14 protein-coding genes are annotated in these 15,161 nt (G+C 71.6%); 4 read left to right on the top strand and 10 right to left on the bottom strand.

Annotated features, from left to right (window positions below; all coding sequences use genetic code 11):
- The first annotated feature begins 45 nt into the window (after window positions 1–45).
- The gene (locus H7827_RS23675) at window positions 46–738 is read left to right on the top strand and encodes a hypothetical protein (protein ID WP_432747277.1); all 693 of its coding nucleotides are present in this window, start codon (window positions 46–48) and stop codon (window positions 736–738) included.
- A 47-nt stretch (window positions 739–785) separates the two neighbouring features.
- Window positions 786–1,655 (top strand): thioredoxin domain-containing protein, encoded by an 870-nt coding sequence (locus tag H7827_RS23670; protein WP_432747276.1) that lies wholly within the window; start codon window positions 786–788, stop codon window positions 1,653–1,655.
- Window positions 1,656–1,701: 46 nt separating this feature from the next.
- On the opposite strand, the gene H7827_RS23665 is transcribed toward H7827_RS23670, so the two are convergent.
- The gene (locus H7827_RS23665; protein WP_386541169.1) at window positions 1,702–2,277 is read right to left on the bottom strand and encodes a dienelactone hydrolase family protein; all 576 of its coding nucleotides are present in this window, start codon (window positions 2,275–2,277) and stop codon (window positions 1,702–1,704) included.
- A gap of 124 nt (window positions 2,278–2,401) precedes the next feature.
- On the opposite strand from H7827_RS23665, the gene H7827_RS23660 reads away from it, so the two are divergent.
- Window positions 2,402–3,469, top strand: a complete 1,068-nt coding sequence (locus H7827_RS23660) for a mechanosensitive ion channel family protein (protein WP_386541171.1) — start codon at window positions 2,402–2,404, stop codon at window positions 3,467–3,469.
- A gap of 45 nt (window positions 3,470–3,514) precedes the next feature.
- Here the strand turns inward: H7827_RS23660 and H7827_RS23655 are convergent, their stop codons facing one another.
- From H7827_RS23655 to H7827_RS23640, 4 genes are all read right to left on the bottom strand, one after another.
- A complete protein-coding gene (locus H7827_RS23655; protein WP_386541173.1) occupies window positions 3,515–5,104 on the bottom strand; it encodes a Na+/H+ antiporter in 1,590 nt (529 codons plus the stop codon).
- A gap of 73 nt (window positions 5,105–5,177) precedes the next feature.
- A complete protein-coding gene (locus H7827_RS23650) occupies window positions 5,178–6,119 on the bottom strand; it encodes an RluA family pseudouridine synthase (protein ID WP_432747275.1) in 942 nt (313 codons plus the stop codon).
- Between the two features lie 24 nt (window positions 6,120–6,143).
- Window positions 6,144–6,773 carry a signal peptidase II gene (gene lspA, locus H7827_RS23645; RefSeq protein ID WP_432747274.1) on the bottom strand — a complete coding sequence of 210 codons (630 nt, stop codon included), beginning with the start codon at window positions 6,771–6,773 and terminating at the stop codon, window positions 6,144–6,146.
- Between the two features lie 56 nt (window positions 6,774–6,829).
- A complete protein-coding gene (locus H7827_RS23640) occupies window positions 6,830–7,543 on the bottom strand; it encodes a TraR/DksA family transcriptional regulator (RefSeq protein ID WP_432747273.1) in 714 nt (237 codons plus the stop codon).
- A gap of 457 nt (window positions 7,544–8,000) precedes the next feature.
- Here H7827_RS23640 and ileS point away from each other — a divergent pair, with 457 nt between their 5' ends.
- Entirely contained in the window at window positions 8,001–11,144 is a 3,144-nt protein-coding gene (gene ileS / locus H7827_RS23635) for an isoleucine--tRNA ligase (protein WP_432748045.1), read from the top strand.
- A 154-nt stretch (window positions 11,145–11,298) separates the two neighbouring features.
- Here the strand turns inward: ileS and H7827_RS23630 are convergent, their stop codons facing one another.
- From H7827_RS23630 to pgeF, 5 genes are all read right to left on the bottom strand, one after another.
- On the bottom strand, window positions 11,299–12,561 hold the full coding sequence (locus tag H7827_RS23630) for a DivIVA domain-containing protein (RefSeq protein ID WP_432747272.1): 1,263 nt from the start codon (window positions 12,559–12,561) through the stop codon (window positions 11,299–11,301).
- Window positions 12,562–12,610: 49 nt separating this feature from the next.
- A complete protein-coding gene (locus H7827_RS23625) occupies window positions 12,611–12,895 on the bottom strand; it encodes a YggT family protein (protein ID WP_019433675.1) in 285 nt (94 codons plus the stop codon).
- A gap of 70 nt (window positions 12,896–12,965) precedes the next feature.
- Window positions 12,966–13,589 carry a cell division protein SepF gene (locus tag H7827_RS23620; RefSeq protein WP_386541846.1) on the bottom strand — a complete coding sequence of 208 codons (624 nt, stop codon included), beginning with the start codon at window positions 13,587–13,589 and terminating at the stop codon, window positions 12,966–12,968.
- 125 nt (window positions 13,590–13,714) lie between these two features.
- Window positions 13,715–14,437: a YggS family pyridoxal phosphate-dependent enzyme gene (locus tag H7827_RS23615; protein ID WP_432747271.1), complete on the bottom strand. Its 723-nt coding sequence runs from the start codon at window positions 14,435–14,437 to the stop codon at window positions 13,715–13,717.
- The gene (pgeF, locus tag H7827_RS23610; RefSeq protein WP_432748044.1) at window positions 14,434–15,150 is read right to left on the bottom strand and encodes a peptidoglycan editing factor PgeF; all 717 of its coding nucleotides are present in this window, start codon (window positions 15,148–15,150) and stop codon (window positions 14,434–14,436) included. Before pgeF ends, H7827_RS23615 begins: the two co-directional genes overlap by 4 nt.
- Between the last annotated feature and the right edge of the window lie 11 nt (window positions 15,151–15,161).

The following is a 15,161-nucleotide window of genomic DNA, read 5'->3' as shown; positions in this document are numbered from 1 at the left end:
CACCCCCATACCGGCCACGGGCCCACCCGTGGCACACTCGGCTCGATGGGCATAGTCAGCGGACCCGGCATACGCACGGCGCGCGCGGCCGTCTTCAGCGCGCTGTGCGTCGCGCTGGCGTCCGCCGCGCACGTCCTGCTGTCCGGTACGCCGCTGCCGCTCCTCACCGTGGCCGCCGTCACCGTGGTGATCTTCGCCGTGGCGTACGTGCTGGCCGGGACCGGCGAGCGCCGCTTCTGGCACATCGCCGGACTCCTGCTGCCCCTCCAGCTGGCCGCCGACACGATCTTCACCGCCGGCCAGAGCGCCTGTTACGGCACCGGCCAGGGCGGCCTGGTCCGCCCGCTGCACTTCATGGGCCTGAACCTGTTCTGCGCGGGCGGCGACGTCGGTACGCCACTGGCCCGGCTCGCCACCGGTGAGCAGACCCCGCTGGCCACCCCCGTCCACCCGGCGCTGCCCTGGCTGCTGCTCGGCGCCCACCTCACGGTGGGGCTCGCCGCCGCGGCCTGGCTGCGCTGCGGCGAGGCCGCGCTGGCCCGGCTGCTGCACGCCGCCGTGGCCGCCACCTTCCGGCCGCTGCTGATCGCCGTCGCGGTTCACCGGGCCGCCGCCACCGCCGGCCGCGGGCCCGTACGGTACGCCGCGCTGCGGCCTCGCCCGCTGGGCGCCGGCGCGCTGCTCACCCACTCCGTGTCCCTGCGCGGTCCGCCGCGCGGCCCGGCCCTCGCGGCCTGACCGCACCACGCAGCACTGGAACCCCACACCTCACGGAGACCCCGATCATGAGCAAGCGCAACTCCCAGGAAGCCAAGCGCGAGGCCCGCGAGCGCCTGAAGGCGGAACGCGACAAGCAGGCGAAGCGCGACAAGATCCGCCGGCAGCTGACCGTCGGCGGCTCGGTCGTCGCCATCCTGGCGATAGCCGGCGGCATAGGTTTCGCCATCGCCAACAACAGCGGCGGTGGCGGTGACAGCACCGACTGGAGCGCCGCGCGCGACATCGTCGACAACGGCGCCCCCGCCACCGACGACACCGACGCCGACGCCGAGAACGCGGTCAACTACCCGACCGAGGCCCCGGCCAACACCTCCGGTGACGACAGCCTCACCATCCAGGTCGGCGACCCGGACGCCGCCAACACCGTCACCCTGTACGAGGACCCGCGCTGCCCGATCTGCGCCACCTTCGAACAGGCGATGGGCGACACGTTCAAGCAGGGCATCGAGGACGGCAGCTACAAGGTCGAGTTCGTCTTCGGCACCTTCCTGGACAACAACTTCCCCGGCGACGGCTCCAAGAACGCCGTCTCCGCCCTCGGCGCGGCCCTCAACGTCAGCCCCGAGGCCTTCCTCGGCTTCCACGAGGCCCTCTACTCGGCCGACTGGCACCCCAACGAGCGCACGGACGGATTCACCGACGAGTACCTGATCGAGATCGGCGACACCGTCCCGGAGCTCAAGGACAACCAGGAGTTCCAGGACGCCATCACCAACAGCACCTACGCCACCTGGGCCCTGGAGATGTCGGACAAGTTCGACGCCTCCGGGGTCGGCGGCACCCCGTCCGTCGCGATCAACGGCCAGAAGCTCGAGAACCCGCCGTACACCCCCGAGAGCCTGGACGCGGCCCTGGCCGCCGCCTCCCAGGGCTGAGGCACCCGGGCCGGCCCCCGGCCCCCACCACCGTGGGGGCCGGGTGTCACCCCACCTCGTCGAGGAACGCCAGCGCGATGCGCCAGGTGGCCTCCGCCGCCTCCGCGTCGTAGTCAGGCAGCTCCGGGTCGGTGTACAGGTGCCCCGCACCCGCGTAGGGGAAGACCTCCGCGTCCGCACCGGCCCGCCCGATCCGCAGGTACCAGGCGGTCTGCCAGTCGTGCGGCTCGAACGGGTCCGGGTCGGCCACGTGCAATTGCACCGGCAGCCCGGGCGAGGACGCGTCATCGGCGATGTCCCCCGTCCCGTGGAGCAGCAGCAGCCCGCGCGCCTTCACGTCCCCCAGCGCCAGCGTCTGCGCCAGCGAGGCACCCAGCGAGAAGCCGGCGTACACCAGGCCCCTGTCCGAGTACGGGGCGGCGGCGACGACGGCACGGCGCAGCAGTTCGTCCGTGCCGATGTCGTCCTTGATCTCCATCCCCTCCTCCACGGTCCCGGCGGTCCGCCCGTCGTAGAGGTCGGGCACGTGCACCTGGTGCCCGGCGGCCCGCAGCCGCTCCGCCGCCGTGTGCACGGCGGGCCGCAGCCCGTACGCGGAGTGGAACAGCACAACGTCGGCCATGGTGGGATCGCTTTCCGAAGGGGGCACTCTTGCTCTGCGCCCTCATCCTGCCAGTAGCCTGGCCGGGTGAGCGCGCGGCGTACAGGCCCGCAGGGGACCACGACGACGGAGGACTGAACCACCGATGGATGATGTGCTGCGGCCACTGCTGGTGATCGGTGGCACCGTCGCCCTCACCCTGCTCATGGGCTGGCTGATCGACCGCGCGCTGCGCGCCGCCGACGCCCGCCACCCCGAGACCCGGCTGTGGTCCCTGCTGCGCAGCTGCCAGCCGCCGCTGCAGGTGCTGCTCGCCTCGGGCGCCGTGCAGATCAGCTACGCGGTGTGGGAGCTGTCGCTGGGCAAGGGCGATGTGGTGCCCAAGATCCTGGCCACCCTCACCATCGCCTCCGCCGCCTGGCTGGCGATCCGCGCGGCCGACGCGGTCGCCGAGAACACCCTGGTCCGGTACGAGGCCAGGACGGAGGACCTGGCCCGGGTCCGGCAGTTCCGCACCCAGCTGACGATGCTGCGCCGGGTGGTCACCACCATCCTGGCGATCGTGGCGTCGGCGGTGGCGATACTGCTGGTCTTCCCGGACCTGCGGGCGCTGGGCACCTCGATGCTCGCCTCGGCCGGTGTGATCGGCGTGATCGCCGGTGTGGCGGCCCAGTCGATGCTCGGCAACCTGTTCGCCGGCCTGCAGATCGCCTTCGGCGAGTCGGTGAAGATCGGCGACACGGTCGTGGTGGACGGCGAGTGGGGCACCGTCGAGGAACTGTCGCTGGCCTTCCTCACCATCCGCATCTGGGACGACCGCCGGCTGACGATGCCGGTGTCGTACTTCAACAGCCGTCCCTACGAGAACTGGTCGCGCGGCGGCCACGAGATCACCGCGACGGTGTATCTGCACCTGGACCACGCCACCCCGATCCCGGCGCTGCGCAAGCGGCTCCAGGAGTTCCTGCTGGGCCGCGCGGACTGGGACGGCCGGGTGTGGAGCCTGGTGGTGACCGACAGTACGCCGACCACGATCCAGGTCCGTGCGGCGATGTCGGCCAAGGACTCCGGGGACGCCTGGACGCTGCGCTGCGCGGTCCGCGAGGAGCTGATCGCCTGGCTGCGGGACCACCACCCGCACGCCCTGCCCAGGGTGGCGCACTCCCCCGCGGCGATATCCCCCTCCGGGGCCGAGGACCGCCCCTCCCCCTGAGGTCCGCCCCCCGCGCCGGGGCTCCGGGGCCGGGCCCGTACCGGTCTACAGACTGCGCTGGTCCAGCTGACGCAGCACCCGGTCGACCACCTCCGGGTCGGAACCCGGCTCGCTGCGTGCGGCGAGCACCTCGTGCCGGGCCGCCGACAGCAGTTCGGCGTTGAGCCGGTGGATGTGCTTGAGGTAGCCGGCCCGCTTGTGGAAGGCGTCGCGCCGCTCGTCGTCCGCGATCCGCGGCGAGATCCGCACCCCGATGTCGTACGCGCGGCGCAGCAGGATCTCCGAGACCTCCTCGGGCAGGTCCTCCCCCTCCGCCTCCTCGATCTCCCGCAGCCGCCGCTTGGCGGCCTTGGCCGCCCGCATCGCCAGCTGGTGCTCCAGTTCCTCCTCGACGCCGCTGTCCGCGCGCACTCCCAGTTTCCCGGCGAGCCAGGGCAGCGTCAGTCCCTGGAGCAGCAGTGTGCCGAGGACCACCACGAAGGCGACGAAGACGAGGGCGTCGCGCTCGGGGAAGTCGGCGCCGGTATCCGTTGACAGCGGGATGGCCAGGGCCAGGGCGACCGAGGCCACTCCGCGCATCCCCGACCACCACATCACCAGGGTCTCGCGCGGGCTGACCGGGATCTCCTCGGCGTAGTCGGTGCGCCGGTGCAGCCGCTGGGTGAGCCAGGAGGCGGGCAGCAGCCACAGCAGCCGGACGAGGATGACCACGGCGAGGACGAGTCCGGCGGCCGGCAGCATCTCCCGCCAGCGGTCGGTGGCGGTGCCGAGCACGGTGTGCAGTTCGAGGCCGATGAGTCCGAAGGCGACGCCGGTGACCAGGGTGTCGATGATCGACCAGAACGCCTGTCCGGTCATCCGCCCGGCGACGTCGTCGGCGTCCGCGGAGCCCTCGCTCAGGAAGATGGCGGTGACGAGGACGGCGAGGACCCCGGAGCCGTGGGTCTGCTCGGCGATCACGTAGGCGGCGAAGGGCACCAGCAGTGTCATCCCGGTGCGCAGGGTCGCGTCGCCCAGCAGGGCGAGTACCTTGACGGTCGCCCAGCCCAGCACGACGCCGACCACGATCGCCACTGCCGCCGACAGCAGCAGTTCGGCGCCCGCCGTGCCCACCGAGAAGGTGCCGGTGACGGTCGCGGCGATGGCCACGTGGTAGAGGGTGATGGCGGTGACGTCGTTGAACAGGCCCTCGCCCTCCAGGATGGACACCATCCGGCGGGGTAGTCCGATCCGTCCGGCCACGGCGGTGGCGGCGATCGGGTCGGGGGGCGCGACGAGGGCGCCCAGCGCCACGGCGCCGGCCAGCGGCAGGCCCGGGACGATCGCGTGCGCCACCGCGGCGACGGCGGCGGTGGTGACGAAGACCAGGGCCACCGCCAGCAGCAGGATGGGCCGCAGGTTGGCGGTGAACTGCCGCCAGGATGTGCGCTGGACGGCCGCGTAGAGCAGCGGTGGCAGTACCAGGGGCAGGATCAGCTCGGGGGCGATCTCGACGTTCGGTACGAACGGCAGCAGGGCCAGCGCACCGCCGAACAGGGTCATCAGCACGGGCGCGGGCAGGGAGATCCGGTCGCCCAGCGGCACGGTGACCACGGCACCGAGCAGCAGGGCGAACAGCAGCGTGAGCTGGTCCATTCAGTTGATCCTAAAGGGACCCCTGTGTATTCGGGGCAAACGTCCGGGTAAGACCCCCGGCGCCGTCAGGCGGTCAGGCGCTCTCGGACCGCACGCGGTCCAGGGCCCGCTGGAGGTCCTCGGGGTAGGAGCTGGCGAACTCCGCCCACTGTCCGTCGCCGGGGTGGGTGAACCCGAGCCGCACGGCGTGCAGCCACTGCCGGGTGAGCCCCAGCCGCTTGGCGAGTGTCGGGTCGGCGCCGTAGGTCAGGTCTCCGACGCAGGGGTGCCGGTGCGCGGACATGTGCACCCGGATCTGGTGGGTGCGGCCCGTCTCCAGCTTGATGTCGAGCAGGCTCGCCGCCCGGAACGCCTCGATCAGGTCGTAGTGCGTGACCGAGGGCTTGCCCTCGGCGGTGACCGCCCACTTGTAGTCGTGCTGCGGGTGGCGCCCGATGGGCGCGTCGATGGTGCCGCTGAGCGGGTCGGGGTGGCCCTGGACGAGGGCCTGGTAGCGCTTGTCGACCGTGCGTTCGCGGAACTGCTGCTTGAGCACCGAGTAGGCGCGCTCGGACTTGGCGACGACCATCAGTCCCGAGGTGCCCACGTCCAGTCGGTGGACGATGCCCTGCCGTTCGGCCGCGCCCGAGGTGGCGATGCGGTAGCCGGCCGCGGCGAGGCCGCCGATCACGGTGGGCCCGGTCCAGCCGGGGCTGGGGTGGGCGGCGACCCCCACCGGCTTGTCGACCACGACCAGTTCGTCGTCGTCGTGCACGATTTCCATGCCCTCGACCGGCTCGGCCACCACGGTCACCGCGCCCGGCGGCGGGGGAATCTCGACCTCGATCCAGGAGCCGCCGGTCACCCGCTCGGATTTTCCGACCTCGGCGCCGTCCAGCCGCACCTTGCCCTCGCTGGCGAGTTCTGCCGCCTTGGTGCGGGAGAAGCCGAGCATCCGGGCGAGGGCGGCGTCGACCCGCTTCCCTTCCAGGCCGTCGGGTACGGGAAGGGTCCGGGTCTCGGGATGCGCGCTCACCCGAACGAGTATGCCCGAGGCCGGTCAGTCCTTGTGCACGGTGCCGTCCGGGTCAAGGCCCCGGAAGGAGAGGATGACGATGAGAATGCCACCGCAGACGATCGCCGAGTCGGCCAGGTTGAACACGGAGAAGTGCTGGACGGAGATGAAGTCCACGACGTGGCCCTCGAAGACCCCCGGGGCCCGGAAGAGCCGGTCGGTGAGGTTGCCGAACGCCCCGCCCAGCAGCAGTCCCAGCGCGATCGCCCACGGTGTGCTGTAGAGCTTGCGGGCCAGCCGGATGATCACCACCACCACGATGGCGGCCACGGCCGTCAGGAAGACGGTCAGCGCCTCGCCGAAGCCGAAGGCGGCCCCGCCGTTGCGGATCACCGAGAAGCGCAGCCAGTCGCCGATGATGTCGATGGAGCGCTGGTGCTCCAGCCACTCCACCGCGGCGATCTTGGTGACGAGGTCCAGCACGAAGGCGAACGCCGCCACCACCGCCAGCACGCCGACCCGGCGGCGCCGAGGCGCCGCGGGGTCGGCCCCGGGCTCTTCCGCCGCGTCCGCGGCCGCCTCCGGCTGGGGTGCCGTTTCCTCCACGGGCTCGTCCGGCTCCGGACGACGGGAGGAATCTTCGGGTGTCTCGATGGTGCGCTCCGCCTCGCTCACACGTTGAGGGTACGACACGGGCCGGTCCGATCACCCGACGACCGGCACGCCCGCCGTCAGACCCGCCGTTCCTGCCGCTGCTTGTCCTCGACGCACAGCGTCGCGCGGGGGAACGCCTGCATCCTGGCCTTCCCGATCGGCTTGCCGCACACCTCGCACGTTCCGTACGTGCCGGCCGCCAGCCGGTCCAGCGCCTTCTCCGTCTGGTAGAGCATCTCGCGCGCGTTGGCCGCGAGCGCCAGCTCGTGCTCGCGGGTGATGTTCTTCGAGCCGGTGTCCGCCTCGTCGTCCCCGGCACCGTCGCCCGAGTCACGCATCAGCCCGGCCAGCGCGTCCTCGGACGCGGCGATCTCGGTCCGCAGCCGGTCGGCCTCGCCCGTCAGCTCGCTGCGGGCCTCGGCGACCTCCTCCGGCGTCCAGGGGTCCTCGCCCGGCCGGACCGGCAGTTCCCCGGGGGCGGCGGCCCGGGCGGTGGGCACCGCGGCGGCCGAGTCCTCGGTCGTCTCCGTCGTCTCCGTCGTGGTGTTCTTCGCAGCCACCTTCTTGACTCCCGTCTCGTCCGTCGTGGACTTCTTGGCCGGCCTGCTCGCGGCCGTCCGCTTCGCGGGGGCGGCGCTGTGGGCCGTCTCCTCCGCCGCCGCCTTCCGCACGCTCTTCCCCGCCGTCTTCTTCGCCGGCTTCCGCGTGCTCTTCGTCGTCTTGGCCGTGGTCTTCTTGCCGGGCTCGGCCGGAGTGCCGTCCGATGAATCGCCGGTATCGCTCGCCACCATCGCGGCGGCCCCTTCACATAGTGTGATCTTGCTCGCGCATTGTGACCGGAACGATAAATCGACCCGGGGTGAGCGGCAACGGGGACGCGCCGATCCTCCTGCGTTGTGCCCCGCCCGGCCCCCGGATAACCGGTCGTTCCCCCTGCGCGACGCCCCGTACACTGGGGCGCAGCGAAAGGCATGGATGGGGACGAGTAGCGCCGTCCGGCAGCCAGGAGCGACCCGGGGACGGTGCGAGCCCGGGGGCGTGCGCGGCGCGAAGATCACCCCGGAGCCGCCGGAGGAAAGCCACACCGGGACCAGCTGTGTCCCGGTGGGTGAGTAGAGCCGGCATCGCGGCCCAATGAGGGGGCCGAGGAGGCGGTCAGCACCGCGCCCCGGCCAAGGAGGGTGGTACCGCGGGCGCCCGAGCCGGGCTCTCGTCCCTCCGACGGAGATCAGTGTGTCCGCCGGAGGAATGCCGATGACGCAGTACCGCCCCGTGCCGGCCCAAGTCGATCTGCCCGCGCTCGAACACGCGGTCCTCGACTTCTGGCGCGAGAACAAGACGTTCAACCGCACCCTGGAGCAGTCCCAGGGGCGCCCGGAGTGGGTGTTCTACGAGGGCCCGCCCACCGCCAACGGCATGCCGGGGGCCCACCACATCGAGGCGCGGGTCTTCAAGGACGCCTTTCCCCGCTACCGCACCATGCGCGGCTACCACGTCAGCCGCAAGGCCGGCTGGGACTGCCACGGCCTGCCCGTGGAGCTGGCGGTGGAGAAGGAGCTGGGCTTCACCGGCAAGCAGGACATCGAGGCGTACGGCATCGCGGCGTTCAACGCCAAGTGCCGCGAGTCGGTCACCCGGCACACGGACGCCTTCTCCGAGCTGACCACGCGCATGGGCTACTGGGTGGATCTCGACGACGCCTACCGCACCATGGACCCGCAGTACATCGAGTCCGTGTGGTGGTCGCTCAAGGAGATCTTCAACAAGGGCCTGCTCACCCAGGACCACCGGGTCGCGCCCTGGTGCCCGCGCTGCGGCACCGGCCTGTCCGACCACGAGCTGGCCCAGGGCTACGAGACGGTCGTCGACCCCTCCGTCTACGTCCGGATGCCGCTCACCTCCGGCCCGCTCGCCGGACAGGCGGCCCTGCTGGTGTGGACCACCACCCCCTGGACCCTGGTCTCCAACACCGCCGTCGCCGCCCACCCCGAGGTCACCTACGCCGTGGCAACCGACGGCGCCGAGCGGCTGGTCGTCGCCGAGGCGCTGCTGAGCACCGCGCTGGGCGAGGGCTGGCAGGCCACCGGCGAGACCTTCACCGGCGCCGAGATGGAACGCTGGACCTACCAGCGCCCCTTCGAGCTGGTCCCCTTCGACGAGGCCGCCCACTACATCGTCAACGACACCTACGTCACCACCGAGGACGGCACCGGTCTCGTCCACCAGTCGCCCGCCTTCGGCGAGGATGACCTGCGGGTCGGGCGCGCGTACGGCCTGCCGGTCGTCAACCCGGTCCGCCCGGACGGCACCTTCGCCGAGGACGTCCCGCTGGTCGGCGGCCAGTTCTTCAAGAAGGCCGACGAGGCGCTCACCGCCGACCTGCGCGAGCGCGGTCTGCTCTTCAAGCACCTGGCCTACGAGCACAGCTACCCGCACTGCTGGCGCTGCCACACCCCGCTGCTCTACTACGCACAGCCGTCCTGGTACATCCGCACCACCCAGGTCAAGGACGCCCTGCTGCGGGAGAACGAGAACACGACCTGGCACCCGGAGTCCGTCAAGCACGGCCGCTTCGGCGACTGGCTCAACAACAACATCGACTGGGCGCTCTCCCGCAACCGCTACTGGGGCACCCCGCTGCCCATCTGGCGCTGCGCCGAGGACCACCGCACCTGTGTCGGCTCGCTCGCCGAGCTGAGCGAGCTGACCGGCACCGACCAGTCGGGGCTGGACCCGCACCGCCCGTACATCGACGAGATCACCTTCCCCTGCACGGCCGAGGGCTGCGCGCTCACCGCCACCCGGGTCCCGGAGGTCATCGACGGCTGGTACGACTCGGGCGCCATGCCGTTCGCGCAGTGGGGCTACCCGCACCGCAACCGCGAGGAGTTCGAGAAGCACTACCCGGCCCAGTACATCGCCGAGGCCATCGACCAGACCCGGGGCTGGTTCTACACCCTGATGGCCGTGGGCACCCTGGTCTTCGACAAGAACTCCTACGAGAACGTCGTCTGCCTGGGCCACATCCTGGCCGAGGACGGCCGCAAGATGTCCAAGCACCTGGGCAACACCCTGGAGCCCATCCCGCTCATGGACCAGCACGGCGCGGACGCGGTGCGCTGGTTCATGGCGGCGGGCGGCTCCCCGTGGGCGGCCCGCCGGGTGGGCCACGGCACCATCCAGGAGGTGGTGCGCAAGACGCTGCTCACCTACTGGAACACCGTCGCCTTCCAGTCCCTGTACGCGCGCGCCGCGTCCTGGGCCCCGGCGGCGGGCGACCCGGCGCCGGCCGACCGGCCGCTGCTGGACCGCTGGCTGCTGAGCGAGCTGAACGCCCTGGTCGAGATGGTCACCAAGGCCATGGACACCTATGACACCCAGCGGGCCGGCAAGCTGATCTCGACGTTCGTCGACGATCTGTCCAACTGGTACGTGCGCCGTTCCCGCCGCCGTTTCTGGCAGGGCGAGCCGGCCGCGCTGCGCACCCTGCACGAGGTGCTGGAGACCGTGACCCGGCTGATGGCCCCGCTGGTGCCGTTCATCACCGAACGGGTCTGGCAGGACCTGGTGGTGCCGGTGACCCCCGGTGCCCCCGATTCGGTGCACCTGGCCGGCTGGCCGGACTCCGACCCGTCCCGGGTGGACGCGGATCTGTCGCAGGACATGCTGCTGGTGCGCCGCCTGGTGGAGCTGGGCCGGGCCACCCGCGCGGAGTCCGGGGTGAAGACCCGGCAGCCGCTGTCCCGGGCGCTGGTCGCGGCGCAGGGCTTCGAACTGCTCGGCGAGGACCTGCGGGAGCAGATCGCCGACGAGTTGAACGTCACCGGGCTGGCCGCGCTCTCCGAGATGGGCGGCTCGCTGGTGGACACCACCGCGAAGGCCAACTTCCGGGCGCTGGGACGCCGCTTCGGCAAGCGCACCCAGCCGGTCGCGCAGGCCATCGCGGCGGCGGATGCCACCGAGTTGTCGGCGGCGCTGCGGGCCGGCACGGCCGCGGTCGAGGTGGAGGGCGAGCGGATCGCCCTCACCCCGGAAGAGGTCATCATCACCGAAACGCCCCGCGAGGGCTGGTCGGTGGCCTCGGACACCGGTGCGACCGTGGCGCTGGACCTGGAGATCACTCCGGAGCTGCGCCGGGCGGGCATCGCCCGGGACATCATCCGGCTGGTGCAGGAGGCCCGCAAGAACAGCGGCCTGGAGGTCACCGACCGGATCGCGGTGCGCTGGGCGGCCACCGACCCGGAGGTGAGCCGCGCCCTGGCGGACCACCAGGCGCTGATCTCCACGGAGGTGCTGGCCGCGGACTTCGCGGAGGGCGAGCCCACCGACGCCTTCGGCCCGGCCTTCAGCGATGAGGATCTGACCCTCACCTTCCACCTGCGCCGGGTGTAGCGGCACGGGGGGTGTGCCGGGCGGGCCGGGTGGCCCGCCCGGCACACCGACCTGATCGCTCCCCCGCGCACACCAACGAGGCCGGGCCCGGACATCTTGTCCGGGCCCGGCCTCGTTGGTGATATGCCGACGCGTTACGCCGTGGTGGGCGACGTCAGTTGTCGTCCTCGTCGATCAGGAACCCGCGCATCGGGGACGGGGCCTGCTGCTGGACCGGCTGCGGGCCGGCCGGGCGGACCGGCGCCATCGGCTGGGTCATCGCCGGGGACATCCCCTGCTGGCCGCCGTAGGACGGCGGACCCGCGTGACCGCCACCGGGGTGGCCGCCGTGGGTGCCGTTGTGACCGGGGCCGCCCATCTGCTGCTGACCGCCCATGGACTGGTGTCCGCCGCCCATGCCACCGCCCGGACCGGACGGCGCGCCGGCCGAGGCCAGCGAGGGCTGCGGGGACGGCGGCAGCGAAGCGGCCGCCGGGGTGCGCGGCGGGGCGAGCGAGTCGTCGGACTGGCTCTCCAGCTGACGCAGCTGGCTCTCCAGGTACGACTTCAGTCGCGTGCGGTACTCCCGCTCGAAGCCGCGCAGGTCCTCGACCTTGCGCTCCAGGGTGGCGCGGGCGGACTCCAGGGAGCCCATCGCGACCCGGTGCTTCTCCTGGGCGTCCCGCTCCAGCGCGTCGGCCTTGGCGCGGGCGTCCCGCTCCAGACCCTCGGCACGGCTGCGCGCCTCACCGACGATCTTGTTGGCCTCGGAACGGGCCTCCGCGATCGCCTGGTCGGCGGTCTGCTGCGCGAGGGACAGCACACGGGCAGCGCTCTCGTTGCCGCCGGGCTGCTGCATCGGGCCGGGGCCGCCGGGGCCGGGGCCGTGGCCCATCGGGCCGGGGCCGCCCATCTGCTGGTGCTGCTGCATCTGACCGGGACCACCGGGACCACCGGGGCCGCCCAGCGGGTTGGGGCCACCGGGACCCATCGGTCCACCGGGGCCGGGGCCGTGACCCATCGGGCCGGGGCCGCCCATCTGCTGGTGCTGCTGCATCTGACCGGGACCACCGGGACCACCCGGACCGCCCGGACCCATCGGACCACCGGGCCCCGGCAGCTGGGGCGGGCCGCCCATCTGCTGTTGCTGGGGACCGGGTTGCGGACCGGATATGGCCGGCGGGCCACCGGGCCCGCCGGGGCCACCGGGCCCGGGGCGTTCCTGGGGCTCCGGCTTGCGCATGTTCTGCTGATTCTGGGCGGCGGCGCGGGTGGCGGCCGCGAGTTTGGCGCGCAGGTCCTCGTTCTCCCGCAGCAGCCGGGTCAGCTCTGCCTCGACCTCGTCGAGGAAGGCGTCGACCTCGTCCTCGTCATAGCCTTCGCGGAGACGGACAGTGGTGAACTGCTTGTTCCGCACGTCCTCGGGGGTCAACGGCATCTCTTCACCTCAACGTATTTCGTCAGCATATCGGCAAGACCGTACTCGTTCACAGCCCGGCCACGACGTTGATCAGGATGTAGACGATGATCATGAGTACGAAGAAGGACAGATCAAGCGCCACACCCCCGAAGCGCAGCGGAGGAATCACCTTCCGCAGCGCCTTCAGCGGCGGATCGGTGACAGTGTAGGTGGCCTCCAGGGCGACGACCATCGCCCGTCCGGGCTGCCATGAGCGCGCGAACATGAAGACGTAGTCCATCACCAGCCGGAAGAGCAGAAGTCCGAGGACGCAATACAAGGCGATCAGGATCACGTCTCGTACGATGCCCATCCTGGGTGTCCCTCTCCCCTGCCCTGCCCGGCCGGTTGGCCGGGTTCGCTCTCGTCCGGTTGCTGTCGTGTCAGCTCTGGTTGAAGAACCCGCCCTCAGCGATCCGGGCCTTGTCCTCCGCCGTTACATCGACGTTAGCAGGCGACAGAAGGAAGACCTTCTGCGTCACGCGCTCGATGCTGCCATGCAGACCGAAGACCAAGCCAGCGGCAAAGTCGACAAGTCGCTTCGCGTCCGTGTCGTCCATCTCCGTGAGGTTCATGATCACCGGGGTTCCCTCGCGGAAGTGTTCCCCGATCGTACGGGCTTCGTTGTAGGTGCGCGGGTGCAGCGTGGTGATGCGATACGGCTCCCGCTCGGACACGACCTTGGGCATGATCACCGGTGCGCTCTTCTCGACGTGGGGTCGTTCGGATGTGATGGAAGACACGGGAGCGATCCTCCCAGGTCGTCTGTTTTCCGACAGGAGGGGCGCCGGGGCCGGTTCACTCTCCCGCTGGGCCGGCGGATGCACCACCCGCACCGGCTCCTCCACCCGCTCCCGGGGCGGCGGTTCGTGCGCCTGCTGGCGCCGTGCGCGCTCCGGCTCGGGCTCGGGTTCGAAATCGTCGTCGGGGCCGTACCCCGGGCGGTCGTAGCCGTCGTCCTCCACGAGGCCGAGGTAGACCGCCATCTTGCGCATCGCGCCAGCCATCGACTGGATCCTCCGCTCTCTGGTGGATCGGCACCGCCCCGGATGGGCCGTCAATCCACGTCACTGTGCCCGAATGTATCGGGAATGACCATATTTTCGGCAGTGTTCCGACTCGTTTGGCGACGTTACCCGAGGGCGGGGCGGACTCCGAGTACCGCACTGCCGACGCGTACGTGTGTCGCCCCCGCCCCGATCGCCTCCTCAAGGTCGGCGCTCATACCCGCCGAAACCATGGTGGCAGCAGGATGGGTGGCGCGCAGGTCCCTTGAGATTTCCCACAGCCGTTCAAAGGCGTACGCCGGGCGCCCGGCGTACGCCCCACTCAGCGGGGCGACCGTCATGAGTCCGGCGAGCTCCAGGCCGGGGGCGTCCGCCACCGCGTGCGCCAACTCCTCCACGCCCTCCGGCGCTACCCCGCCCCGGCCCGCACCCTGTCCGGATTCCTTCTCCAGGGCGACCTGAACCAGTACCTGCAACGGCGGGCGCCCGGCGGTGGCCACCGCCGAGGAGAGCGCGCCGACCAGCCGCACCCGATCCACCGAATGCACATAATCGGCATATCCGGCCACCGAACGGACCTTATTGGTCTGCAACTGACCCACAAAGTGCCAGTTCAGTGAAAGATCCGCGCAGGCCGCCGCCTTCTGCGCCGCCTCTTGGTCCCGGTTTTCCGCGAAATGCCGGATTCCCAGGCCCGCCAGCAGCCGCACATCCTCCACCGGGTAGGTCTTGGTCACCACCACCAGCGTGACGTCCTCCCGCGCGCGCCCCGCCGCACCACACGCGCGGACAATGCGCTCCTCCACCCGGGCGAGCCCCGACCTCAGTTCCTGCTCGCGCTCACTCATAGGGGGGACACCCATACATAGCTGGCCTGCCGTCCGGTGGTCCGGTCCCGGCGGTAGGAGTAGTGGTCGGCGGACTCCAGCGTGCACACCGGGGAAAGCAGGAAGTCGGTGACCCCAACACCCGCCAGCTGCCGGCGCACGCCCTCACCGATGTCGATCCCGGGAGTACCGCTCCGGGTGAAGCAGCCACTGCCCGGCACCGCGGCCTCGACCTCGTCACGCATCGCGGCCGGCACCTCGTAACAGGGGCCGCACACCGCGGGTCCGGTCCTGGCGGTGATCCGCTCCGGCTCGGCGCCCAGCGCCACCATCGCCTCGATGGTGGCCGGCACCACCCCCAGAGCGAGCCCCGGCCGCCCGGCGTGCGCCGCGCCGACCACTCCGGCGGTGGCGTCGGCCAGCAGAACGGGGGTGCAGTCGGCGGTGAGCACCGCGAGGGCCAGACCGCGCCGGGCGGTCACCAGCCCGTCCGCGCGGGGGGCCAGTCCACCGGGCCACGGGCCCTCGGCGACCGCGACCTCCCGGCCGTGCACCTGCGTCATCCAGCACACCGCGGCCGGATCAAGACCCAGATCGGCCGCCGCGCGCGCCCGGTTGGCCTCGACAGCGGCGCTGTCGTCACCGACCGCGCCGCCCAGATTGAGCGTGTCATACGGAGCGGCGCTCACCCCGCCCCACCGGTTGGTGAAGGCGAAATGCGCGCCGCTCGCCATGCTCTGTCGGT

The sequence above is a fragment of the Streptomyces sp. JH002 genome, assembly GCF_050916115.1.
In the GTDB taxonomy this organism is placed as follows: Bacteria; Actinomycetota; Actinomycetes; order Streptomycetales; family Streptomycetaceae; genus Streptomyces; species Streptomyces xiamenensis.
This window is presented reverse-complemented; position numbering and strand designations above follow the sequence as displayed.